Source organism: Arenibacter aquaticus (assembly GCF_003957295.1).
Lineage (GTDB): Bacteria > Bacteroidota > Bacteroidia > Flavobacteriales > Flavobacteriaceae > Arenibacter > Arenibacter aquaticus.
In genome coordinates this window covers 507,986-531,720 of the sequence record NZ_RQPJ01000021.1, presented here as the reverse complement: position 1 = coordinate 531,720, position 23,735 = coordinate 507,986, and the positions used below count along the sequence as shown (strand labels likewise).

Annotated in this window: 20 protein-coding genes; 9 read left to right on the top strand and 11 right to left on the bottom strand. The window is 40.0% G+C overall.

All coding sequences use genetic code 11. The annotated features are described in order from the left end of the window. The first annotated feature begins 8 nt into the window (after positions 1 to 8). A complete protein-coding gene (locus EHW67_RS18165) occupies positions 9 to 1,784 on the top strand; it encodes a RagB/SusD family nutrient uptake outer membrane protein (protein ID WP_126163807.1) in 1,776 nt (591 codons plus the stop codon). A 96-nt stretch (positions 1,785 to 1,880) separates the two neighbouring features. Next, positions 1,881 to 3,767 (top strand): heparinase II/III domain-containing protein, encoded by a 1,887-nt coding sequence (locus EHW67_RS18160; protein WP_126163806.1) that lies wholly within the window; start codon positions 1,881 to 1,883, stop codon positions 3,765 to 3,767. 219 nt (positions 3,768 to 3,986) lie between these two features. On the opposite strand, the gene EHW67_RS18155 is transcribed toward EHW67_RS18160, so the two are convergent. From EHW67_RS18155 to EHW67_RS18140, 4 genes are all read right to left on the bottom strand, one after another. Then, entirely contained in the window at positions 3,987 to 5,006 is a 1,020-nt protein-coding gene (locus tag EHW67_RS18155; protein ID WP_126163805.1) for a hypothetical protein, read from the bottom strand. Further along, positions 5,003 to 6,178: a M20 family metallopeptidase gene (locus tag EHW67_RS18150; protein ID WP_126163804.1), complete on the bottom strand. Its 1,176-nt coding sequence runs from the start codon at positions 6,176 to 6,178 to the stop codon at positions 5,003 to 5,005. Before EHW67_RS18150 ends, EHW67_RS18155 begins: the two co-directional genes overlap by 4 nt. Then, on the bottom strand, positions 6,175 to 6,786 hold the full coding sequence (locus tag EHW67_RS18145) for a flavin reductase (protein ID WP_126163803.1): 612 nt from the start codon (positions 6,784 to 6,786) through the stop codon (positions 6,175 to 6,177). Before EHW67_RS18145 ends, EHW67_RS18150 begins: the two co-directional genes overlap by 4 nt. 142 nt (positions 6,787 to 6,928) lie before the next feature. Then, positions 6,929 to 7,390: an Lrp/AsnC family transcriptional regulator gene (locus tag EHW67_RS18140; RefSeq protein WP_126163802.1), complete on the bottom strand. Its 462-nt coding sequence runs from the start codon at positions 7,388 to 7,390 to the stop codon at positions 6,929 to 6,931. A 171-nt stretch (positions 7,391 to 7,561) separates the two neighbouring features. Here EHW67_RS18140 and EHW67_RS18135 point away from each other — a divergent pair, with 171 nt between their 5' ends. Both EHW67_RS18135 and kbl read left to right on the top strand, forming a co-directional pair. Continuing rightward, positions 7,562 to 8,524, top strand: coding sequence for an NAD-dependent epimerase/dehydratase family protein (locus EHW67_RS18135; RefSeq protein ID WP_126163801.1), 963 nt, complete (start codon positions 7,562 to 7,564; stop codon positions 8,522 to 8,524). Between the two features lie 5 nt (positions 8,525 to 8,529). After that, positions 8,530 to 9,720: a glycine C-acetyltransferase gene (gene kbl, locus EHW67_RS18130; RefSeq protein WP_126163800.1), complete on the top strand. Its 1,191-nt coding sequence runs from the start codon at positions 8,530 to 8,532 to the stop codon at positions 9,718 to 9,720. A 270-nt stretch (positions 9,721 to 9,990) separates the two neighbouring features. Here the strand turns inward: kbl and EHW67_RS18125 are convergent, their stop codons facing one another. The 5 genes from EHW67_RS18125 to EHW67_RS21035 all read right to left on the bottom strand — a co-directional run bounded on the left by EHW67_RS18125 (position 9,991) and on the right by EHW67_RS21035 (position 14,132). Next, positions 9,991 to 10,944, bottom strand: coding sequence for a 2-dehydro-3-deoxygalactonokinase (locus EHW67_RS18125; protein WP_126163799.1), 954 nt, complete (start codon positions 10,942 to 10,944; stop codon positions 9,991 to 9,993). A gap of 244 nt (positions 10,945 to 11,188) precedes the next feature. Continuing rightward, a complete protein-coding gene (locus tag EHW67_RS18120; RefSeq protein WP_126163798.1) occupies positions 11,189 to 12,073 on the bottom strand; it encodes a dienelactone hydrolase family protein in 885 nt (294 codons plus the stop codon). Between the two features lie 12 nt (positions 12,074 to 12,085). Next, entirely contained in the window at positions 12,086 to 12,793 is a 708-nt protein-coding gene (locus EHW67_RS18115) for a LytR/AlgR family response regulator transcription factor (protein WP_126163797.1), read from the bottom strand. After that, positions 12,790 to 13,818 carry a sensor histidine kinase gene (locus EHW67_RS18110; protein WP_126163796.1) on the bottom strand — a complete coding sequence of 343 codons (1,029 nt, stop codon included), beginning with the start codon at positions 13,816 to 13,818 and terminating at the stop codon, positions 12,790 to 12,792. The genes EHW67_RS18115 and EHW67_RS18110 overlap by 4 nt, the downstream gene beginning before the upstream one ends. Positions 13,819 to 13,895: 77 nt before the next feature. Then, the gene (locus EHW67_RS21035) at positions 13,896 to 14,132 is read right to left on the bottom strand and encodes a hypothetical protein (RefSeq protein WP_394343596.1); all 237 of its coding nucleotides are present in this window, start codon (positions 14,130 to 14,132) and stop codon (positions 13,896 to 13,898) included. Between EHW67_RS21035 and EHW67_RS18105 the strand changes: the two genes are divergently transcribed. From EHW67_RS18105 to EHW67_RS18085, 5 genes are all read left to right on the top strand, one after another. Beyond that, positions 14,035 to 16,386, top strand: coding sequence for a TonB-dependent receptor domain-containing protein (locus tag EHW67_RS18105; RefSeq protein WP_202912022.1), 2,352 nt, complete (start codon positions 14,035 to 14,037; stop codon positions 16,384 to 16,386). The two genes, EHW67_RS21035 and EHW67_RS18105, sit on opposite strands and share 98 nt — an antisense overlap. A 384-nt stretch (positions 16,387 to 16,770) precedes the next feature. Beyond that, positions 16,771 to 17,202 (top strand): SRPBCC family protein, encoded by a 432-nt coding sequence (locus tag EHW67_RS18100; RefSeq protein WP_126163794.1) that lies wholly within the window; start codon positions 16,771 to 16,773, stop codon positions 17,200 to 17,202. A gap of 66 nt (positions 17,203 to 17,268) precedes the next feature. Beyond that, complete coding sequence (locus EHW67_RS18095) at positions 17,269 to 18,258, top strand: 2-hydroxyacid dehydrogenase (protein WP_126163793.1); 990 nt, start codon at positions 17,269 to 17,271, stop codon at positions 18,256 to 18,258. 174 nt (positions 18,259 to 18,432) lie between these two features. Then, entirely contained in the window at positions 18,433 to 19,320 is an 888-nt protein-coding gene (locus tag EHW67_RS18090; RefSeq protein WP_126163792.1) for an MBL fold metallo-hydrolase, read from the top strand. Between the two features lie 52 nt (positions 19,321 to 19,372). After that, positions 19,373 to 20,311 carry a hypothetical protein gene (locus tag EHW67_RS18085; RefSeq protein WP_126163791.1) on the top strand — a complete coding sequence of 313 codons (939 nt, stop codon included), beginning with the start codon at positions 19,373 to 19,375 and terminating at the stop codon, positions 20,309 to 20,311. Between the two features lie 66 nt (positions 20,312 to 20,377). Here the strand turns inward: EHW67_RS18085 and EHW67_RS18080 are convergent, their stop codons facing one another. Beyond that, the gene (locus EHW67_RS18080) at positions 20,378 to 21,628 is read right to left on the bottom strand and encodes a mechanosensitive ion channel family protein (RefSeq protein WP_126163790.1); all 1,251 of its coding nucleotides are present in this window, start codon (positions 21,626 to 21,628) and stop codon (positions 20,378 to 20,380) included. Positions 21,629 to 21,882: 254 nt separating this feature from the next. Further along, positions 21,883 to 23,688, bottom strand: coding sequence for an acyl-CoA dehydrogenase family protein (locus EHW67_RS18075; RefSeq protein ID WP_126163789.1), 1,806 nt, complete (start codon positions 23,686 to 23,688; stop codon positions 21,883 to 21,885). Positions 23,689 to 23,735 lie beyond the last annotated feature (47 nt).

The window sequence follows — 23,735 nt, the reverse complement described above, 5'->3', positions numbered from 1 at the left end:
TATATACTATGAAAACAAATAGAATTAACAATATAATGTGGTTTGCAGCAATTCTCCTATTGTTCGGCTGCAACGATGACTTTTTAGAAAGGGTACCATTGGATAGTGTAAGTGATGCAACTTTTTGGTCTACCGAAAGTGACCTAGAGGTGTATAACAACAACTTTTATAATCTTGCCAGAAATGATGACAATGTACCTATTATGATGGGGCATTATGACGGGTTCAATAGTCACCGTTTCGGTATCTGGTATTTGGACGAGGCCTCAGACAATATTACTGCCCAACACAGTAGGCACAATAGGTATAGATCATTACGTGCTGGTATTCATGTGACCCCAGATGGACCACAATGGTATGGTTATAAGGGGTGGAATTTTGTACGCTCCTTGAATATTGGGCTAAAAAACTATGACCTAGCAAATGTTTCCGAAGAAATTAAGGACAAGTACAGGGCAGAAGCACGACTATTTAGGGGTTGGTTCTATGCCGATAAGGTTTCCAAATTTGGAGACATAACCTGGATAGATCAAGAACTTTCTACAGATTCCGAAGAACTGTTCAGTGCTAGAACCCCAAGAAGTGAAGTTATGGCAAACGTTTTGGCCGATATAAATTTTGCCACCCAAAACCTACCTGAGGCATGGGGGGATGGTGGTAATCATGGTCGATTAAACCGTTGGGCCGCTCTTCTTATAAAATCCAGGATTTGTCTTTTTGAAGGTACCTGGCAAAAATACCATGGCGGCAGCAATAGTGAAATGTGGCTTACAGAAGCGGCCAATGCGGCCAAGGAGCTAATAGAGAACGGTCCTTATTCACTATATAGCACTGGTGACCCCGAACACGATTACAACGCCTATCACCGTCAATTGGACTTGGATGGCAACCCAGAGGTTATTTTATGGAGAAAATATGATCCGGGACAGTATACCAATCATGTAATGTCCTATTGGAGAGGTTATAACGGTGGCGCTACCAAAAGTATGGTAGAAGATTACCTCTGCACCGATGGCCTTCCCATTACCCTTTCCAATGAGTATCAAGGTGATGCCCAGATTGAAGACGTTTTTGTAAACAGGGATCCCCGTCTTAGACAAACTGTATTACACCCTGAAGATAGGGAGTTCTATAATTTTGGCAATAGTGCCGATTTCACTTATCCCCGTGTAACCGGAATGGTAGGGGGCGCAAAGAGCGCTACCGGCTATCACATTATAAAGGTATATGATGTAGAGGCTGCATACCGTTCCTATAATACTTCATGGACCCCGGCCATTACCTTGCGGTTAGGGGAAGCCTTGCTTAATTACGCCGAAGCCGTAGCCGAGTTGGGAACCATCACCCAGACCGATTTGGATATTACCATCAATGCCCTAAGGGATAGAGTGGCCATGCCACATTTAGACATTGACAATGTTCCGGTTGATCCACGCTATACAGGTGACGGAATTTCGCCACTGATAGCCGAGATTAGAAGGGAACGCCGCGTAGAACTATTTATGGAAGGATTTAGATATGACGATTTACGACGCTGGAAACAAGGTTCCAAACTACAGAAAAAAGATTTGGGGCTGTTGTGGGATGACGCTGCCGAATCTCGATATGAAGGTGCTACGGTTAAAACAGCTGTGGATCCAGATTCTGGGAAAACCTATATTGATCCCTATGGGGGCTCAGATTGGGAAAATCCCCAATTTGATGAAGACAAACACTATTTGTGGCCTATTCCCCTTTCCGAAATTTCACAAAATCCTGACCTAGGCCAAAACCCTAATTGGTAAGGACCTGATAATTTTATAAACAAAGCCATCCTCTTACGATGGCTTTGTTGTTTAAAGAACTATAATACCTTTAGTCATTAATTAAACCCATACCAAATGTCAATAAGTACAATACATAAGCTGCTATTTACCATATCACTTTGCTTACTATTATCTACGCAGTTTGTAAGGCCGCAAGAAGAAATAAACACTACTATTCCTAAACTACAGAATCCTATTAGTGTACAGTACCTTCAAAAAAAATTAAAAAAAACAGGGCCCAAGCTAGTACTCAATCCAAAAATTGAAAAAAATCTTAAAAAGAAACTCAAAACGGACCCAGTGGTACAGAACCTGTACAAGGCCATCAAAGCCAATGCAGCTAAAATCCAAAATAAAAACCTACTGATCAGGGAATTGGAAGGGAGGCGATTACTACACATATCAAGAGAAATGTTGTACCGTATGAATATGCTGGGGATGGTTTATAGAATAGAAAAGGACCCAGTGCTACTGTCCAGAATTAACGAAGAGATAATAGCCGTTTGTAACTTTGTAGATTGGAACCCCTCGCATTATTTGGATGTAGCAGAAATGTCCATGGCAGTTGCCATTGGGATTGATTGGGCCGGAGACGCACTACCTGCTACTACCATTGAAATGGCCAAGACGGCCCTAATAGAAAAAGGAATAAAACCTAGCTACAACGAAAAAGGCAATACCGGCTGGGTGGGCGGCAATAACAATTGGAACCAAGTTTGCCATGGAGGTATGGTGGCAGCCGCTATTGTCACAGCCGATAAGGCTCCGAAATTGGCGGCAAAAACCATTGGCAGGGCATTGGACAGTATTCCACAAGCCCTTGTTTCCTATGGCCCTGACGGGGTATATCCCGAAGGTTCTACCTATTGGTCCTACGGCACCTCTTTTACGGTAATGACAGTTGCTATGCTGGAAAGTGCATTTAATACCGACTTTGGACTTTCCCAATTTCCCGCATTTATGGAAAGTGCTAATTTTAGATTGCTTTCCAACACCCCTTCAGGTGGTTATTACAATTTTGCCGATTGTGGTGATAAACGTAGCGAGCAAGGGGATATTACATTGGCTTGGTTCGCTGCCAAAACAGGAAATAAAGCCTTTTTTGAAAAAGATCGTTTTTTAGCTCCCCCAGAGGATATGGGGAAACTAGCAAGAAATGCCGGTGCCGGATTGGTTTGGGTTTCCCAATACAAAGAAAAGAATGAGGTTAAGACCCCAATGAACTGGAAAGGAGACGGCGAGAACCCAATTGTAATTTTTAGATCTTCCAATAATGACCCACACCAGTACTATTTTGGTGGTAAAGGGGGTAGGGGAACCGTAAACCATGGGAATATGGATGCTGGCTCCTTTATTTTTGAACTCAACGGAGTCCGCTGGTCCATCGATGCCGGTAATCAGAAATATCATACGCTGGAAAAAACAGGCTTCGACCTATGGCACAGGTGCCAAGATTGCCAACGATGGACATTATTGACCAAAAATAACTTTGGTCATAGCACACTAACCGTGAACAACCAACATCATCAGGTAGATGGTATGGCCTTTTTTACCAACTTTCAAAACGGAGAAGTACCTGAGGCCACAATTGATCTTAGTGCTGCCTTTGAAGGCCAATTAAAAAGTGCCCAACGTAGATTTGTTAAGGACAGTCCAACATCCCTCCTCATAGAGGATAGGTTAGTGGCTTCCGATTCAACAAAGGTGGTAACTTGGCAGCTACTTACAGTAGCCGATGTGGAGATTGTAAAAGGCGGGGCAGTCTTGTACCAAGACGGCCAACAACTAAAATTGGAAAATTTATCACATCCCGAAATATCCGTATCCGTGATATCCTTGGATCCCGCACCCATGGAATTGGACCGACAAATTAAAAACCTTAAACGTATCGAATTACGACTTCCAGCATACATTATAAAAGAAGGTGAAACTACGCTTAGAGTCCGACTTTCTGGAGCTTAAAAATAAATTGATTCCAATTTTTAACACTTAAATTTAAACAGTAATATCCCCATCTTAAAATGACCCTGAATAAGAACAATTTTTCAGGGTCATTTTTTTAAGGTTATGGTCATTTATTAATTATTCTCTATTATACCATTCCGAATTTATCTTTAAGATCCTATAGATGGTTAAGTTTTCCAGATTGTAAAATAAGACCTTGACAAAACGCTGTCTTCATCATAATTTAAAACCAGAAGTTTTTTGTAGTATCTCTTTTAATTCCCCTGTAGTGCTAGCATCTATAAGATTCAAGGTTTTTACATTGCAAAGTTTCTCTACCATTTCCTTACCTGCCAAAGTATTGGATGCTATACCGGTTACCACATTGGGAACACGTTCAAATGCTTTCATAAGGCCATAAACTGCGTAAGGGTCGGATGCGGCCAGAATAATGCATTTAATTTGTTCTCTTATAGCCTGGATTGCTATATCTCCATTATAAGGCTCCAAGGGTGAGGCACCAATTTCTATGATGGCCACATCCCCATGCTCATGTTCAATTTTACTCAGCAGTTGTTGCAATTTTTCTTGGAAACCTTCCTTTGGATAAATGGAGGAGGGGAGCCCCACATCCACAAAGTCGAACACAGCATCAGCTCCTACATCCTTAATGGCCAAAATATCCTTATACCTACCAGCTCCCGTTAATTTTGCTCCAACCACCTTATAGCCTGCCTGCTTAAAAAGGTGGGCTACAATTCTTGCTGAAGTAGTTTTTCCGGCAGACATTGAGGTTCCCGCAAAAAGAATAACTGGAGTAGTAAAGGCAATGGGCAGGGCAGGTGTAACAAAATCCTGCATGTTTAATTTTATTCCATTTCGTTGCACATGTCCTTTATAGCCCAATTCCATCATATTGGGTAGAAAGGCAGATTTGGAAGTGAGTTTTCCAAAGAGTCCGGCTCCCGTAAGTACGTTCATTCTTAAATCGTCCCCAACTTTGCGCCAGGTACCGGTAGCCTCCAAGGTAGCAAAGCGTTCACCCAAGGCCCCTATTATCAACTCGCCACCTATTACACCGCGCATCCGTCCATTGGGCAATTCCAAAAGCAGTGAGCTACTTCCCGGATCCAAAATTTTACACACCACATAATCACCTGTATTCCATTGGGTTTTGGGCAATTCCTTTAATGTAAAGTGCTTCTGGTCCAAATCGGAAATACGGGTCAAGGAGGTAAGTATATATTTATTATTCATGACTTACTGTTTAAGGGTTCGGACAAGAGCAGAAGTGTCAACAGAGTGGTCCGCTCTATAAGTTTATTCTCAAAAATGTACTCGTGGGGGGCATGCGCCCCGTCCCCAGGGGTTCCCAAGCCATCCAATGTAGCTGTATAAATACTGGTCGTATTGGCATCAGAGCCACCACCGGCGGTTGCCTGTTCCAAACTTAAGCCTAATTTTCTACCATGTTCTTCCGCCAATTGCCACAGTTTTTGGTTTCGCTTTGTCCGTTCCATGGGTGGTCTTCCTATACTTCCTTCAATAGCAAGGGTAACATTGGGCAGAAATGGCTTTAATCCCTTTATTTTGTTCGTTATAAATATGCCGTCGGCCTCGTTTAAAACCCTAACATCTATTACGGCTTTACTTTTCGGGGCTACAACATTGGGGGAAATCCCCCCTTCAATCATACCTACGTTAACGGTTATACCCCTGTCAAAATCGTTCATAGCATACAATTTTTGTACTTGTTGGGATAACTCTACGATGGCATTGATCCCCTTTTCCGGATCTAATCCTGCATGTGCGGCCTTTCCAGTAACAGTTAGGGTAAAACGTCCCAATCCTTTCCTAGCGGTCTTTAGTTTTCCCTCCAGCCCCAAAGGTGGTTCCAACACATAAGCCCTATTCGAAATTTTTGCCAGTCTTTTGATCGAATTTGTGGATTCCCGACTTCCAATTTCCTCGTCCGAATTTATCAGAATAACCGGAGTTACTGGAAGCGGTACTGATATGGACCTGATGCACAGTAAGGCAAAATACATTTGTGTAAGTCCTGCCTTCATGTCATAGACCCCAGGACCCTTTATAACCCCTTTTTTATAGGAAATTGGCATAATTTTTATAGTTTCTGCAGGCCAAACTGTATCACAATGACCAATTAACAGCTGCAAGGGCAAACTCCTATCCCTTTCTTTGGGGCAGGCGTACAAATAGCCGCCAGTTTGTTTGCCAGGTACCAAAATCACTCTGTAGCCAATATCTTCAAACTTAAACTTTAAAAAATTAAGTATCTTATGCTGTCTTTCTATTTCACGAGAAGGAGACTCCAAAGAAACCAGATCTTTTAGAAAATGGATTATACGTTCATGATGCGACTCTAAAAATCCCTGAATATTCTCCGCTACCTCTTTATGTTCCTTCATTTTTTAAAACCTTTGGGAAATGGAAAGTTGTAGGTTTGGGAAATTGAAGCAAACCTACCAGCTGCCAAATAGGCCAATAATGGGTTTTCATTGATCTGTTCCTGTTCATCACGTTCCGAAACCCTAAGATAATCCTTGTGAACGAAGGCGGTTTTTACCTTGCCCGTTATAAAACTATGCGCATCAAATCCGTCTATGATTTTAAACAGCTCGCATTCCAGAAACAAATAGGAATCGGCTATAAATAGCGCATCAATGAATGTAGCCTTGAGCGTTGGCAAGGTAGATAATATATAGTCCGATTTACTCAAATCGGCGTTTCTCGGACTTGCCCCCAATGATGCCAAAAGCACTTGATCCGGGAGTGGGAAGCTTATGGAGAATTCTTTGTTCTTCTTAACATTATGATAAGTAGAATGGTTTGGGGTACACACAAAACCAAAGTAATTGGAGGGACCTATGGGTGTAGCCATGTGTTTGGGTGCCAAATCATAACCCTCTCCTTCCTTAGTCCCCACTATGATTAAAGGGGCAACCGTAAAAAAATGGTCCCAAATAGGAGAGGTGGTAGTAAGAGGCACATAATGGTCCTTTAATTTTTTTTCCATGGCTATCACATTGGGTGATAACCAAATTTACTAAGGGACAAAGGATTACAAACTGATATTGGTCATATGACCCACCCCAAAAACCTGCGACTACCACATTGGGGGGTAACTAGGAAATTTGTTTTTAAATGGACAATAACTATCAGATAACATATTCGGTGCTTGAGGTTATTTCCTTTAGCACAAAATAACTTTCCAAAACTCCTATATTCTCGATCTTGGATAATTTTAAGCGCACCAATTCATGGTATTCATCAAGACTACTAAGGTTAATTTTCAAGAAAAAATCAACTTTCCCGGCCATATGATAGCATTCCTGTACTTCTTTTAAAGCCTTTATCTGCTTTTCAAACTTATCTATAAAACCTTCATGGTGATAGCGCAAGGACACCATACAAATTGCCGTTATAGGAATATTAACCAGCTTTTTATCCAGTAAAGCAACGTACTTTCTAATATACCCTCCCTTTTCCAACCTCTTAATTCGCTCGTAGACCGGAGAGATTGTCAGGTTAAGCATTTCGGCTACTTCCTTGGTTGTCTTTTTTGCATCTTGTTGCAAAATCCTTAAAATTTTCAGGTCTATTTCATCAAGTTTTTCCATGTGAAGATAAAATTTCTTTTTCCGGTACAATTTCCGATACAATAAAGTAAATATTTCTCTATTATCAAATTAATAAAAACAAATTTACTTTATTTTTTATTATTTAAAGATATTTTATGTCAAAATGAGCTGTAATTTATAATTTTAATCTTTAAATTAAATAATTCGGTTATGAATCAAGAAGTCGTTTTAATAACAGGTGCTGGCGGTCAATTGGGTACTGTTTTAACGAAAGAACTACAGCAAATATATGGTATTGACAATGTAGTGGCAACAGATATTAGACCCCAAGACAACTTTAATGGCACTTTTGAGATATTGGACGCTACCGACCTTAAGGCCTTAGAAGATCTGGTTAAAGAATACAATATTACCCAAATTTATCATTTAGCAGCTATTTTATCTGCAAAAGGTGAACAGGCCCCCATGCCAACTTGGGATATCAATATGAAAACTTTTTTCAATGTACTGGAAGTAGCCCGTCTATTTAATGTTGACAAAGTGTTCTACCCCAGTTCCATAGCCGTATTTGGAAATAATATTGAAAGGGTAAAAACTCCCCAATCCTCTTATTTAGTGCCAGAAACGGTATATGGCATTAGTAAAGCAGCTGGTGAACAGTGGGCCAACTATTACTTTAAAAAATATAACCTGGATGTACGTTCCTTACGTTATCCGGGCATAGTAGGATACCAGTCTTTGGGGGGAGGTGGTACCACGGACTATGCAGTGGATATATTTCACAGTGCCATCAACCAAGAAACGTTCCAGTGTTTTTTGGAGCCTAACACCATATTGCCAATGATGTTTATGGACGATGCCATAAGGGCCACCATAGCATTAATGCAGGCCCCAAAGGAAAACCTTAAGACTAGAACCTCCTATAACATAGCAGGCATAAGCTTTAGTCCAGAAGAATTGGCTTCTGCAATCCAAAAAACATACCCCAATTTTAAGATAACCTATAAACCAGATTTTAGGCAATCCATTGCCAATTCGTGGCCAATGAGCATTGATGATTCAGAGGCGCGACGCGATTGGAATTGGCAGCCACAATACAATTTGGAATTATTAACGCAAAGCATGCTTACTAATTTAAAACTTAAATATTCAGATAACACTATAACCCTATAAAAAATATGTACGGTACTCTAAAAAACGATTTAATAAAGGAATTGGAAGCCATAAAAGCTAATGGCCTTTACAAAAACGAACGTATAATTACCACCAAGCAAGGAGCTTCAATAAGTACCACTGTACAAAATGAAGTGCTAAACTTTTGTGCCAACAATTATTTGGGTCTGTCCGCTGATCCTGCAGTTATAGAAGCCGGAATTGAGGCTATTAAAACACACGGTTTTGGTCTTTCTTCGGTAAGATTTATTTGTGGCACCCAGGATATCCACAAAGAATTGGAAAAAAAGACCGCTCAATTTTTGGGAATGGAAGACTGCATTTTGTATGCTGCCGCATTCGACGCCAACGGAGGTTTGTTTGAACCCCTTCTTACTTCGGAAGATGCCGTAATTTCCGATGAACTTAACCATGCATCCATAATAGACGGTATTAGACTCTGCAAGGCCAAAAGATTTAGATATAAACACAACAATATGTCCGACCTGGAAGAACAATTAAAGTCGGCCGAAGGCAGCAGGCGAAAATTGATTGTTACTGACGGCTCTTTTTCTATGGATGGTACCATAGCCCAATTAGACAAAATATGTGACCTGGCAGATAAATATAATGCTTTGGTCATGATAGACGAATGTCATTCCACCGGGTTTATAGGACCTACTGGTAGAGGATGCCATGAATATCACAATGTAATGGACCGGGTAGATATCATTACCGGTACTTACGGAAAAGCATTGGGCGGAGCCTCTGGAGGCTTTACGGCAGCGAGAAAGGAAATTGTGGATATATTAAGACAAAATTCCCGTCCATATCTGTTTTCCAATACCTTGGCACCAGCAATTGTTGGGGCTACCTTAAAGGTTTTGGATATACTTTCGGGTTCTACCCAGTTGCGAGATAAACTGGAAGAGAACACCAAGTATTTCCGTGCCCAAATGTCGGAAGCCGGATTCGACATCGTTTCCGGATCCCATCCCATAGTTCCCATAATGTTATATGATGCTACAGTTGCCCAAGAATTTGCCAAGGCATTATTGGACGAGGGTATTTACGTCATAGGATTCTTTTTCCCTGTGGTACCGAAAGGAAAGGCTAGAATAAGGGTTCAGTTATCGGCTGCACATGAAAGGGAACATTTGGAAAAAGCCATTCAGGCTTTTATAAAAGTAGGCAAAAAACTAAATGTGATATCATAAGCTATAAGTGGTATAGGTTAAATATCCCTGTACCCAATAGTGCAGCTTGTCACAATTGTCTATTGCAAAAATGATATGAGTAAAGCACCTAAGGGGACCAAAATAGTGGTCCCCTTATATTTTGCACAATCAGCCTAACCTAAACAATAACTAAAAGTTATCTGTGAAAGCTAACCCCAAGATGTACCTTTACAGTTCAATTCTTAAAGGGGTTGTAAACGAGTAGGGGTTGATCAAAAAGGATATTCATTAAAGAAACATAATAAAAATCTAAATTGCGTAAGTCGCCAATACCTTCCTTTGACCCAACAACAAAGCCTTCTCCAATACGTTGGCACTAAAAATCTTAATACGCTCCGCTGGCAATACAGCTTCCAAGGCCATTTGGTACAAACTATTGGTAATACCTGTGGCCCCCAAATAAACTGTTTCATCCCTTTCTTTGAGGTATGCCAATTCACCTCCTATTAAAAGTCCGGATAAAAAATAATAATTTTCAGATGCTGGGGTATTCTGGAGAAGCGTATTGGCCCTAATGGAAAAAAATGATGCCATTTGTTTATTATCAATTCCTTTCTGAAGGCCATCCAAAAATACGTTTTTAAAGCACGCATCCCATTTAACAGCTTCCAAGGAAGCTGCCAACACACTATGTTGACCAATAACCTCAAAAAGTTCACCTGTCATAAAAGTGATAAAACTATTAAACTTTCCACCATCAAAAAAAAGATGCTTGCTATGGGTTCCCGGTAATATAAGCAGGCCTTTTCCCTTTCTCGGAAGATGACCAGACATACCTATCGCCTGTGTTTCTTCTCCACGCATCACATCAGCATTCGTTTTTGCGCCGGATACCAATATAACATCTAGACTATTATCCAAATTAATATATTTACTTATAAGATCATTGCCCTGAAAGTCAAGGGGCAGTGGACTATAGGGCAATTCCCGCATTCCTATGGAAGAGGACAACATTCCCGAAGCTATAATAACCAGATTCTTTTCTCCTTTTAATTCCAAATTGCCGAGCTGCTGTACTAGGTAATCGGTAAAAAATTGCTCCTGAGAACTGTTGTCTTGAGCTTGGAATGCCAGATATCGCTTTTTAATACCCATATTGGTGGTATGCTCGGATAAAACCGCTAGAGAATCAGTCTGCACCAAGCGCAGCCTAAAATTGGATGTGCCCCAATCACAACTAATAAATTTTTCTGGAAGCCCCATATATGATACTATTTAAAAAAATCCAAGGACTAAATAATGGTCCCATCACAGTGATGACCTAATGTTTGTGCGAAAAGATACGATTCTAAGAGCAAGACCAAAATTTCTTTTTTAAAAACATCATACTACCCCAATAATTAAAATGGGTAATTTCAAATTAAAGACATGTCCTACACCAAATTACTAGCAGACATAAAGAGCTTTAAAACGCGATGTGCAGTTTTAACTGTTGCCATAATAAGCCTTACCCCAAATGCTCCCGTAAAAATTCTATGGTCCTCTTCCAAGCAAGTTCCGCGGCATCCCTATCATATCTAGGGGTAGTATCATTATGGAACCCGTGATTGGCCTTGGGATATACGTAGGCCTTATATTCCTTATTATGCTCTTTTAAAGCTGTTTCATATGCGGGCCAACCTTGGTTAACACGCTTGTCCAATTCCCCAAAATGGAGCAGTAGGGGCGCCTTTATCTTTTCAATATCCTCAGTAGGCTGACCGCCATAAAATGGAACGGCTGCACCCAGATCGGGCAATTTAACCGCCATCATATTGGAAATCCAACCCCCAAAACAAAAACCAACTACCCCAACCTTACCACTACACTCCGGATGTGATTTAAGGTATTTAAAGGCAGCCATAAAATCTTCCAGCATGGCATCACGATCTCGCTTGCGCTGTAATTCCCTTCCATCATCATCATTGCCTGGATAGCCCCCCAAAGGAGTAAGAGCATCCGGTGCCAGCGAAATAAATCCCGCCAAAGCTGCCCGTCTCCCTACATCCTCTATATGTGGATTTAAGCCACGGTTCTCATGTACTACCAATATACCCGGAAGCTTCCCCTTGGTCTCCGAAGGCCTGGATAGCAAACCCTTTATTGTACCTCCGCCCTTTGGCGAATTATAGGTAATATATTCAGATTTCAATTTTGGATCGTCTGGGCTAACCTGTATTTTTTTTACATAGTCAGGGGAAATAAACCCAAGTAAAGCCGGTACAGTTATACCTCCCACAGCGTAAATAGACAGCTTATCCAAAAACAGCCTTCTACTTAGCCTGTTATGTGCGTAATCATCATAAAGGTCGAACACCTCTTGTTTAACGTCTTCTTTCTTTAGTTTTTTCATAATAACCCAATTTTATATTAATAACAATTTCATAAAATTTTCCTTGTAGGCGCGACCCACGGGCAGGGCAATTTTTTGATGCAAATACACTTGATTACCTATAATTTTATCAATTTTGGTAATATTGATAATGAAGGACTTGTGTATTCTAACAAACTTATTCCGCTCCATATGGTCTTCCCAATGACGGAGGGGTTCTTGGGATAAATATTTTTTTTCCGAAGTAACTATTTCCGTATAATCAGAATCGGATTGTATATAATAAATATCGGAAGTATCTATTTTTATCAATTCATAACCAGATTTAACAAAAATGACTTCTTGCAAATAAGATTTCCCATTACTGCCATCAGACGTGGAATTGTTGGGTATAGCCTGTGGTAGCTTGGACACGGCCTGTACAAAACGTTCAAATGAAAAAGGTTTCAACAGATAGTCCACCACATCGTATTCATAACTCTCCAGGGCATATTCAGAAAAAGCAGTGGTCAAAATAACATTCGGTTTTTGCGTTAAGGCCTTTAAAAAATCAATGCCCGAAATCTTTGGTAAATGAATGTCCAAAAAAATCAAATCTATAGTTTCGGTTTTTAGATAGTCCATTGCCTGTATTGCATCTGTAAAGCTTGCCTTCAGTTCCATATTGCCCAGATCGGCAATAAACTTTTTAAGCACCCGCTGTGCAGGGGGCTGGTCCTCTATAATAATGCAGCGTATCATTCCCGCTCTGTATTTAATTGTAACACTAAAAATACAACATAAAAACCATTACTTTCCGATATCTGCAGGTCATGCGCATCGGGGTACAAAATCTGCAAACGCTTCCTAACGTTCTGCAATCCTAGACCCTTTGTAAGCTTTTCTGTATTCCCCAGTGCACGGAACGAATTCTTGCACTTAAATTCCAAACGCCCCTTACTGGATACCTTGATTCTAATGTCTATGAAAATATCCTTGGACTGACTGGCCGTGCTGTGTTTAAAAGCGTTCTCTATAAAAACGGACAAAATTAAAGGAGCAATCCTATAACCAGATGGAATATTTCCAGTAATAAAGTTAACCTTTCCCCTTTCCTCAATCTGCAACTCATTAAGTTGTGTAAAGTTTTTTAAATGTTCCAATTCCTTGGACAAGGCTACAAAATCCTCCTTACAATCGTACAACATATACCGTAATACAGAGGAGAGCTCCAAAATTATTGTTGGGGTTTTGGGCGATTCCGCTATGGCATAGGAATACAGATTATTTAAGTTGTTGAATAGGAAATGGGGGTTGATCTGTGATTTTAGAAACTGTAGCTCACTTTCTTTTACCGAATTTCTAAGTTGGTCCACCTCCCGCTGTTTTACCGAAGCATCCCAAGCAAATTTAAACCCTACTAGAATAATAATTACGGGCATAACATCCAGCAATCCATATATAACTCCCTGAAAATGCATTCCTCTGGTATCAGGGTAATAAATTTTCTCCAGCACCAATTCTTCAATAGCAATAATACATGTCACAATGAATAATAAGGACATAAAAAATTGCAGATACTTCTTTTTATAAAAAAATCTGGGTAGTAACAGATAATTAATGATCAGGGCCCCAAACGCATAGTTAATAAAGGCGGCCAACTTAAATGCCTCTACTTGGGGCTTATATCGATCAAAGGAAAAGAACAAAAACAAAACAATATGCAATAAAACCTGAAAGAAAACTTCGGTAGCATTGCTATTAAAAAGTCGATGTTTCTTGCCCATAATCCAAATTTAACCTTTTATGGCCAGTGAGCTAAGGAAAAACCGTCATCGACAAAATTGATAGGGTGAACGTCTTTTTAGGTATAGCTGTCGTTTACAGGACAACCTCTGTCGTTGACAGAAAATACTAACTTTGGGTGGTGAAAAATTCTAAATTTTGAAGTACACAAACTAAATTGAATCATTATGACCCGACACCTTTTTTCTTTTCTTTTTATGGCATTATTGTTTTTTAAGGTCGATGTGCTCATCGCCCAGAACGAAACGGTAAAAATCATTGGAAAGGTATATGAAGAATCAGGGGATAGACCCATTGAATTTGCTACCGTGCTTATTGCCGATAACGAAACCAAAAAACCCATAAAGGGAACCACTACCTTGGAAGACGGAAGCTTTGTTTTGGAAACCCAGGCCAGCAATTTTTATATTGAAGTGAGTTTTATTGGTTTTAAGAGTAAATCTTTTGGGCAGCCCGTTACTCGCGGCCAAACCATAGATCTAGGAACTGTTCGTTTGTCCGAGGACACTCAGCAACTGGAAGAGGTAGTAGTACAGGGGGAGGTTTCCAGAACGGAATTTAAACTGGACAAAAGAGTCTTTAATGTAGGCAAGGACCTGAGTACCACCGGTGCCAGTGCCTTGGAAGTATTAAACAATGTACCCTCGGTAAATGTTGATATAGAAGGGCAGATAAGTCTAAGGGGGAGCCAGGGCGTACAGATTTTGATTAACGGAAAGCCCTCTGTCATTGCCAGCGAACAAGGCAATACTTTGGGCACCATTACCGCTGATATGATAGAAAAAGTAGAGGTGATTACCAACCCCTCGGCAAAATATGATGCCGAAGGTACTTCCGGTATCATCAATATCGTCATTAAAAAAGAGGAGAAGAAAGGTTTAAACGGCTCCGTTTCTGTAAATACAGGGGCCCCCAACAATCACAGTGTTGGAGTGAGCCTGAACCGCAGAACCGAAAAATTCAATCTTTTTAGTCAGCTTGGCGCCGGATATAGAGAATTGCCCAACGACCTGGAAAATAGAAATGTTGACCTAATGAACAATACGGCCATATTGAGTTATGGAGAGGAATTTAGAAACGAGACCTTCTACAACTTTATACTTGGAACGGATTATTATATCAATGAAAACAATGTACTAACGCTCTCCGGTAACTTTGCCCTAGAAATTGAGGACCAGCCCTCCAATACCAGTTTTACTTCCCTAGATGCCAATGAGGATATTGTTTCGGAATGGGAACGTACCGAAGTTACGGATGCTACCAACCCAAAATTCCAATACGAGCTACAGTATAAAAAGGATTTTGAAGACCATGAGGACCACACCCTTCTCTTTAGTGGTCTAGGTAATTTTTTTGGAAAAGACCAGTCTTCCAAATTTGAAAACAGCACCATTTCTGGAGAGGACAACGATGCTAACCAACAGACAAGAACCGATTTCAAGGAATCTGTATTTACCTTTAAACTGGACTACACCAAACCATTTTCTGACAAATGGACCATGGAAACCGGGGCGCAATATGTCCTTAACGATGTTAGTAATGATTATGAGGTAAACAATTTGGTGAACGGTAGCTATGTTAACGACCCAGGACTTACCAATGTATTTGAATATGACCAAAAAGTATTGGGCCTTTACGGTACCGGTTCTTATGAGGGTGCAAAATGGGGGCTTAAAATGGGGGTTCGTTTGGAGCAGACAGACTTAAATACGTTGCTTACCAATACCAATGAGGCAAACAGCCAAAAATACACCAATCTGTTCCCCAGTGCCCATTCCTCCTATAAGATTACCGAAAAGATATCGTTACAAGCCGGTTATTCCAAACGTATATACCGCCCAAGACTATGGGATCTTAATCCGTTTTTCAACATTCGTAACAATTATAGCGTACGCCAGGGAAACCCTGAATTACTTCCAGAATTCACGGACTCCTATGAGCTGACCAGTATTTATATTTTAGGTAGGACATCTATAAACATGGGTATATACCACCGTTACACCACTGATGTAATTGAGCGTGTCTCCACTTTTGAAGACAATGTAAATACGGTAAGACCAGAAAACATTGGAACCAATAGGGCAACCGGAGTTGAATTCAACGCCAAATACAGTCCCATTAATTGGCTGGTTCTTAATGCCGATTTTAATTATAGCACCTTTGCAAGGGAGGGAATTTTTGAGTCTACCAATTTTGATTTTAGTGGAGATCAGTATTCCTCCAAGCTTATGGCCAAATTAAAATTACCGGCCGATATAGACCTGGAAGCCACCGGTAATTACCAATCTAGCTACGAGACCGTGCAAAGTGAGGTAGAGGATCAACTTTTTATGGATCTTGGAGTTCGCAAAAAACTCCTAAAGGGCAAGGCGGTACTAAGTCTTAGCGTTAGGGATGCCTTTGCCTCCAGGGTAAGTGAGAGTGCTATTGCACAAACCGACTATTACATTTATAATAGGCGTCAAAGAGGCCGTTTTGTAGCATTTGGTTTTAGTTATGGCTTTGGTAAGGGCGAGGCCATGGAATTTTCTGGAGCAAAAAGACGATAAGAGCCGGGACCAAGTAAGAACTTGAATTAGTAATTCTACCGCCCTTCACATCATTTCTATGAGGGGTTAGGAAGGCCATTGGGCCTGTCCTTGCGTTGGCTTTGTTTCTAACCCATTTTTGTTCTATACATTTACGCATACTACTGCTGAACAAAACTTTTTACGAATTCTAAGATTTGCTATCTTGGGGTAATAAAAACATATAGGTTCTGTTCTTAATAGATTATGGGCAAATGATGGAATACAAATGGGTACAAATTCCATCAGAACACCTGAGATATTAGTTAAACCATGAAATATGTTTAATTAATTGTATTAGCCCATCCTCTAAATACAGGAAACACGGTTTATTTAAAGTAATCGCCAAACTTTAACTCAAAGAAAATGGGATCGGGGAATAAAACAACGATTGTGGTTGAAACAACTGTTGCGGCAGCTGTTGATAAGGTTTGGGATTGCTGGACCAATACGGAGCATATAATTCATTGGAATTTTGCTTCGCCGGAATGGTGCTGTCCCAAAGCTGAAAATGACGTTGTTCCCAATGGAAAATTTTCATGGAGAATGGAAGCCAAGGACGGCAGTATGGGTTTTGATTTTACTGGAACCTACATGAAAATCATAAAAAACCAATGCATAACCTATCTCATGTCGGATGGTAGAGGTGTTAGAGTCGACTTTTTAAAAAATGGAGATCAAGTCACCGTTCGCGAGACTTTTGAAGCGGAAGGCAGCCATTCAGATGAACAGCAAAGAGCTGGGTGGCAAGCCATTTTGGACAACTTCAAAAACTACCTGGAATCCCAAAAACAATAGGCATACTATTTACAATTGATCTAATAAAGTCGCTAACCATAAAAATAACCACTTAAGTTTTACTTTATGAAAATAGGAGTATTTAGCACCAAACCATACGATAGAGAGTACTTTGAAAAATATGAAAATACCCATCACTATAGTGTAACCTATTTTGAAACAGCCCTGAATAGCCATACAGCCGGACTTACAGTAGGATTTGATGTAGTCTGTGTTTTTGTAAACGACAGTGTTGGCAAGGACACCATAGAACAATTATCCAAAAACGGAATTAAGCTAATAGCACTTCGTTGTGCCGGTTATAACAATGTAGATCTTAAATCGGCAAAAAAACACAATATAAAGGTGGTAAGGGTACCGGCGTATTCACCAGAGGCCGTGGCAGAGCATACGGTAGCACTGATTTTAACCTTAAACAGGAAAACACATAAGGCTTACAATAGGGTAAGGGAGGGCAATTTCTCCTTAAAAAATCTTATCGGTTTTAATCTATCCGGTAAAACTGTAGGCGTCATTGGTACCGGACAAATTGGTATCGCCTTTTGCAGGATCATAAAAGGTTTTGGATGTAACATTGTAGCCTTTGATATTACCAAGTCAGAGGAATTGGTAAAACTGGGGGTACAATACCTGCCCCTCAACGAAGTCCTGCAACGTTCGGATATTTTATCCTTGCATTGTCCCTTGAACCCCAAGACCAAGCACTTGGTAAACGAAGAATCCATAGCTTTGATGAAAGATGGGGTAATGGTTATTAATACCAGTAGGGGAGCCCTGATCAATACCGTTGATGTTATCCAGGGACTATCCGATAAAAAAATTGGATATCTGGGAATTGACGTTTACGAACAGGAGGAAAATCTTTTTTTTGAGGATTTATCGGAAAGCATTATCCAGGACGACCAAATTTTGCGATTAAACAGCTTCCCTAATGTATTGATTACCTCCCATCAGGCCTATTTTACCAAGGAGGCTATGGAGCAAATAACAACAACTACACTAAATAATATTGAGGCATTTGACAAGGGTCTGGAATTAAAGAATGAGGTAACATAACCAATACGGCTTAATTAGGCAATTCTCCTGCAATGATTGCCTAACGAAAGAACTGTACATTTATAAGTAATTGATATTTATTATCTTAGATTAACAAATGTATATGAAGGGCAGTTAAACAAATTTCGGGGACCCTGGACAAGAACCGGAAGTTGAAACACAAATTACAGGACTATGATCAAACACTTCTTAATTGAGATCATTTTAATATTGCTGTGGATAAATCCCTGCCCACTAATCTCACAAACTACAGCGTTAAGCCCGTTAAATACTGGCATTTCAGAAAACAGTAATGATAGGGAAAATGTCCTACAAATTTCATACATAGGGAATATGGGAGTTTTATTGGAGGCTGGCCAACACACTGTGTTGGTAGACGGATTGCATCAGAACTACAAACCTATCTATGAACACCCAACCCATGAAACCGTTCAGCAACTTATAAAAGGAGAATATCCCAGCTTTTCGGAAATTGAATTGATCCTTGTTACCCATAAGCACAAAGATCACTTTAGTCCCAAGTACACATATGACTTTCTAAGGTATAATTCAGAGGCAATTTTGGTTGGTTCCGCGCAGTTAAAAGAAGAAATAGAAAAAGTCTCAAAAGGAAAGGAAAAGAAATTAATAGATAGGGTAGAGGTAGTACCCTATAGTTATAATATTAATCAGGTAATCCATAAGGGTATAGAGGTGGAATCGTTCCGCTGTGACCATACCAATCCTGCTAGACACAAAAATATTGAAAATATAGCCCATATAATATCAATAGACCAATACAATGTACTTCATCTAGGGGATACGGATATTGAAACATTGAATAACCTATTTCATAAAATTAACCTGCTCAACCGGGATTTGGATATAGTAATTCTTCCCTATTGGATGTTATTGGAAACATCTTCCCTAGCTGATCCCATAAAGAAATTGAACCCTAAAAAAATAATTGCAACTCACATAGACCCTACCAATTGGTCCAAAACAGTTGCAAACATTGAACAAGATATTCCCAATGTGATATGCTTTACCAAAGTGAACGAAAAAATATATTTAAGAAAATAAAAAATATTTATACTGCCTAGGAGGCGGTTAACCGTTACATACAATAAAAGATATGAAGCTATCCCTAACTGCAATCCTACTACTCCTTATGAGCTCCTGCAAGCAGAATAATTCGGACTGGATCGATCGATCTAAACATGAAGGCTTATACAATATTGGATATTCAGAATTATTTGAAACCTATGCAACCCAAGAGGAACCAAAAAATATTAAAAAGACAGTAGAAAACTTGGAACAAGCAAAGCTTTATTACGATAAAGTTTTTTCGGAGGACCTTGCTTTTGCTGTGCTTTTTGTGGACAATGAAAATTGGAACGACTATGCTTTTTCACCTCCTCCTGGAATGCCTCAAGCTTATTACGAGGGGAATATAGTCTTAGGTCTTGGCAAATCGGCTATTGCCATGAGGGCGGAACAGGGATTAAAAGAGATGCCCAAAGATAACTTAGAAGCCTTAAAGGTCCATTTGGGAAATAATATAGATTTGGACTTATTTTATAGGGATGCACTTTCTCTTCACGAGTTGGCACATTTATACCAGTTTTATAGAACTGGTAGAAACTTCCAGAGAAGGTGGTTTAATGAACTCTTTGGAAATCTGTGCCAAATAGGAGCCTCTAAAAACTTACCTACTCAAGAGGTTTTTAATCAAATGGATGCCTACCAAATGTTCCTGATCAAGGCAGATCGCTGGGGAGAGATAAACTATACAACTTTAATGGAATTTGAAGAACATTACTTTGATATAATGAAGCAAGGTCGAAATTACGGTTGGTACCAAACCCAGTTTTACGAAAAGGCCAAAGCTCTATATGCCAATTTTGGTGATGATTTCATTGATAGTTTTAGAGATTTTTTGATTGAAACCAAGCCCGAAGAAATTGGTAACCTATCCGATGGGGAACTACAAAAATTAATACGGCAAAAATTTGGTCCAGAAGCCAGTGAAATGTTGAAATGGAAATACAATACCGAAGTGGCCCACAAATAGTTATAACCAAGGAATGATAACTATATTAAAGCCTCTAAATAGAATCAAATCTTTATTGAGGCTTAATTACTGAGAAACAGCGGTCAGGTTGTTTGGCAGTTCAAAAATCTCCAAATCAAAATAACCAATGGCGGCCATTAGGTGATCAAAGATATCAGCCGTGATATACTCGTAATTCTCCCAGCGCTTATCCGCACTAAAAGCATAAATCTCTAAAGGAATTCCCTGAGGGGTGGGACTTAATTGCCTAACCATCAAGGTCATTTTTTTATTAATGGCCGAGTGATTGTTTAAATAGGTCTCCGCATATTTCCGAAAGACACCAATATTTGTGAGGTTCCTACCATTTAGGGGCAATTCCTTATCAATTTCATTTTGTTGGTTATAGGCATCTATCTTTTGCCCCTGTGATTCCAAATAGGGCGCTATAAGCTGCACTTTCTTTAAGAAAGCAATATCCTCATCCGTTAAAAAGCGAACACTTTTCTGGGTAATTATAATAGATCGTTTAATGCGCCTCCCCCCAGAGGCTTCCATTCCCCTCCAGTTCTTGAACGAATCGGATATCAAGGCATAGGTAGGTATGGTGGTGATGGTCTTGTCAAAGTTTTGAACCTTAACTGTGGCGAGTGTTATTTCTTCAATATTACCGTCCGCTCCAAATTTTTCAAAGGTTACCCAATCCCCAATACGTACCATGTCATTGATACTGACCTGAATGCTGGCAACCAGGCCTAAAATTGAATCTTTAAAAATCAGTAAAATAACTGCCGAAGCAGCCCCAAGTGCTGTTAAAAAATTCCATACGGTTGTATTGGTAAGCACGGCAAAAACCGTTAAAAATCCTACAGCCCAAGCTATTATCATGAATACCTGTAGGTAACTGTCCATAGGCTTATCCTGAAAACGTGGTATGGTCTTAAGATAATGGTTTACACTTTTAAAAATATTTTTTACAATGATCAAAGCCAGTATTATACCACTGATCTTCATTAATTTAACTGCAATTTCCCGAGCATAGGGAAAATCTACAAAAATTACAGGAATAAATTCTACAAAGACAACTAGGGGAATAATGTGGGCCATATATCTGGGAACCTTATGGGCCACTAGAAAATTGTCAAAATTGGTCTTCGATTTTCTCGCTATTTTAACGGACAGCCCCCTTAAAATCTTCCAAATAAAAAAATCCAGTAACGCCACCAAAATCAAAACCGCCACAAGTAGTAGAAATAAGTTAAGATATGCGGCAAGATTGTCGTCTACACCTATTTCTACAAGATAGTTATGTATTAATTTCCCCCAGTTCTTATTCATAGTCAAAATTTTGCATATTCCCATGCAAAAATAGGGCTTGTACAAGGTTTGCTGAAATATATTTAGCGAAACCTTAACGCTATAAATTGTTTTTTTCGGAGTTTGCCATATACTTCTAATTTATTAAGGAAGGGTTTACGTTTCCATCAGTCTTGTTGTGCTGTTATAAACACAAAAAACCGCACTCTTAAAGGGTGCGGTTCTTTGTATTGGCCCTATTACAAGGCCTACAATTGAGTTAGTGTATTATTTTTCTAAAAGCAATATTTGCCTTCAGCGGTAAGTTTGTCGGCAATTGTATTCCTTAGTCCTACTACATTGGGCTGATTAACATACTTGGTAAATCGTTTTAATCCCATTAGCATCATGCGCTGCTCATCGCCCTCAGCAAAGGACACTATGGCTTCCTTTCCGTTTTTTATAACTATATCCACTGCATTATACAGGTACAATTGGGACATCGCTATCTGTTCTTTCTGTGAATCTTCCCCAAAACGCTTCACATTTTTCTCTGTTCTAAGTAGAGCCGATTCGGCCAAATAAACTTCTATTAAAATATTGGAGGCGGCCAAAAGCAACATTTGATGTTTGTCCAATTCCGGTCCGTATTTCTTAACTGCGGCACCTGCAACCATTAGGAATACCTTTTTCAGTTTTGTGATCATCTCTTTTTCCTCTGCGAACAACTGGGAATAATCCGGAGTTTCAAAGGAGGGAATGCCCATAAGTTCATCGGCGACAGCCGTGGCAGGCCCCAATAGGTCTACATGCCCCTTCATGGCCTTCTTAACCAACATTCCTACAGACAACATTCTATTTATTTCATTGGTCCCCTCATATATACGGGCTATACGGGCGTCTCTCCAAGCGGCCTCCATGGGAGTTTCTTCCGAGAATCCCATACCTCCAAAAATTTGTATTCCTTCATCGGAGCAGTTCTGTACATCTTCTGAAACCGCTACTTTTAAAATAGAGCACTCAATGGCATATTCCTCTACTCCCTTTAATTCGGCTTCCTGATGGCTGTTACCGGCTGCCATCCGCAGAGCGATACGATCCTCAATATTTTTTGCGGCCCGGTAAGAGGCAGATTCTCCGGCATACAGACTACTTGCCATTTCTGCCAATTTGCACTTAATGGCCCCAAAATTGGCTATGGCAGTTTTAAATTGTTTGCGTTCATTGGCATAGTTGATCGAATTGGTTGTTATTCTCCTTTGTGAATCCAAGCATGCCGCGGCCAATTTGATTCGACCAATATTTAAGGCGTTCATGGCAATCTTAAAACCATTGCCCCGCTCAGACAACATATTCTCCACAGGAACCACCGTGTCATTAAAAAACACCTGTCTTGTTGAGGAGGCACGGATTCCCAATTTGTGCTCCTCTTCCCCAAGGGTTATCCCGTTATCCGGATCGTTTTCAACAATAAACCCAGTAATATTCTTATCATTTTCTATACGGGCAAATACAATAAATAATTTGCAGAAACCCGCGTTGGAAATCCACATTTTTTGTCCGTTGATCTTGTAGCTCTTGCCATCTTCGGATAGGGTAGCGGTGGTCTTACCGGAGTTAGCATCACTACCGGCACCCGGTTCGGTCAAACAATAGGCTCCAAACCATTCACCACTGGCCAATTTGGGAACGTATTTCTGTTTTTGCTCCTCTGTACCATACAGAGTGATAGGCATAGTCCCAATACCCGTATGGGCCCCAAAGGCGGTACTAAAAGATCCACTTCCACTGGATATATATTCACAAACGATCATGGTAGAAACAAAGCCCATTTCCAACCCGCCATACGCTTCGGGCACGGCTACGCCCAAAAAGCCCATTTCCCCTGCCTTGGTCATCACCTCTTCGGTCAGAGCATAATCCTTTGCTTCAAAACGTTCCCTGTTGGCTACAATTTCACGATCGTTAAACTCGATTACCGAATCGCGCATCATTATTTGTTCCTCAGAAAAATCTTCTGGGGTAAAGATATCTTCACAATTGGTCTCTTTAACAAGGAATTGTCCTCCCCGTAATATATCTTTTGTTGTTTCTGTTTTCATTCTTCTTGATATTAAGTTAGCAATAGTGGGCACATTAAGGACGTCTT

Coding starts and splice junctions, on each gene's coding strand:
- EHW67_RS18095 (WP_126163793.1), top strand. CDS start 17,269: ATGAAAATAGGAGTATTTAGCACCAAACCATACGATAGAGAGTACTTT.
- EHW67_RS18150 (WP_126163804.1), bottom strand. CDS start 6,178: ATGAAGGAACATAAAGAGGTAGCGGAGAATATTCAGGGATTTTTAGAG.
- EHW67_RS18100 (WP_126163794.1), top strand. CDS start 16,771: ATGGGATCGGGGAATAAAACAACGATTGTGGTTGAAACAACTGTTGCG.
- EHW67_RS18110 (WP_126163796.1), bottom strand. CDS start 13,818: ATGGGCAAGAAACATCGACTTTTTAATAGCAATGCTACCGAAGTTTTC.
- EHW67_RS18165 (WP_126163807.1), top strand. CDS start 9: ATGAAAACAAATAGAATTAACAATATAATGTGGTTTGCAGCAATTCTC.
- EHW67_RS18105 (WP_202912022.1), top strand. CDS start 14,035: ATGGCATTATTGTTTTTTAAGGTCGATGTGCTCATCGCCCAGAACGAA.
- EHW67_RS18115 (WP_126163797.1), bottom strand. CDS start 12,793: ATGATACGCTGCATTATTATAGAGGACCAGCCCCCTGCACAGCGGGTG.
- EHW67_RS18160 (WP_126163806.1), top strand. CDS start 1,881: ATGTCAATAAGTACAATACATAAGCTGCTATTTACCATATCACTTTGC.
- EHW67_RS18120 (WP_126163798.1), bottom strand. CDS start 12,073: ATGAAAAAACTAAAGAAAGAAGACGTTAAACAAGAGGTGTTCGACCTT.
- EHW67_RS18135 (WP_126163801.1), top strand. CDS start 7,562: ATGAATCAAGAAGTCGTTTTAATAACAGGTGCTGGCGGTCAATTGGGT.
- EHW67_RS18090 (WP_126163792.1), top strand. CDS start 18,433: ATGATCAAACACTTCTTAATTGAGATCATTTTAATATTGCTGTGGATA.
- EHW67_RS18140 (WP_126163802.1), bottom strand. CDS start 7,390: ATGGAAAAACTTGATGAAATAGACCTGAAAATTTTAAGGATTTTGCAA.
- EHW67_RS18145 (WP_126163803.1), bottom strand. CDS start 6,786: ATGGAAAAAAAATTAAAGGACCATTATGTGCCTCTTACTACCACCTCT.
- EHW67_RS18125 (WP_126163799.1), bottom strand. CDS start 10,944: ATGGGGCTTCCAGAAAAATTTATTAGTTGTGATTGGGGCACATCCAAT.
- EHW67_RS18080 (WP_126163790.1), bottom strand. CDS start 21,628: ATGAATAAGAACTGGGGGAAATTAATACATAACTATCTTGTAGAAATA.
- EHW67_RS21035 (WP_394343596.1), bottom strand. CDS start 14,132: ATGGGTCTATCCCCTGATTCTTCATATACCTTTCCAATGATTTTTACC.
- EHW67_RS18075 (WP_126163789.1), bottom strand. CDS start 23,688: ATGAAAACAGAAACAACAAAAGATATATTACGGGGAGGACAATTCCTT.
- EHW67_RS18155 (WP_126163805.1), bottom strand. CDS start 5,006: ATGAATAATAAATATATACTTACCTCCTTGACCCGTATTTCCGATTTG.
- kbl (WP_126163800.1), top strand. CDS start 8,530: ATGTACGGTACTCTAAAAAACGATTTAATAAAGGAATTGGAAGCCATA.
- EHW67_RS18085 (WP_126163791.1), top strand. CDS start 19,373: ATGAAGCTATCCCTAACTGCAATCCTACTACTCCTTATGAGCTCCTGC.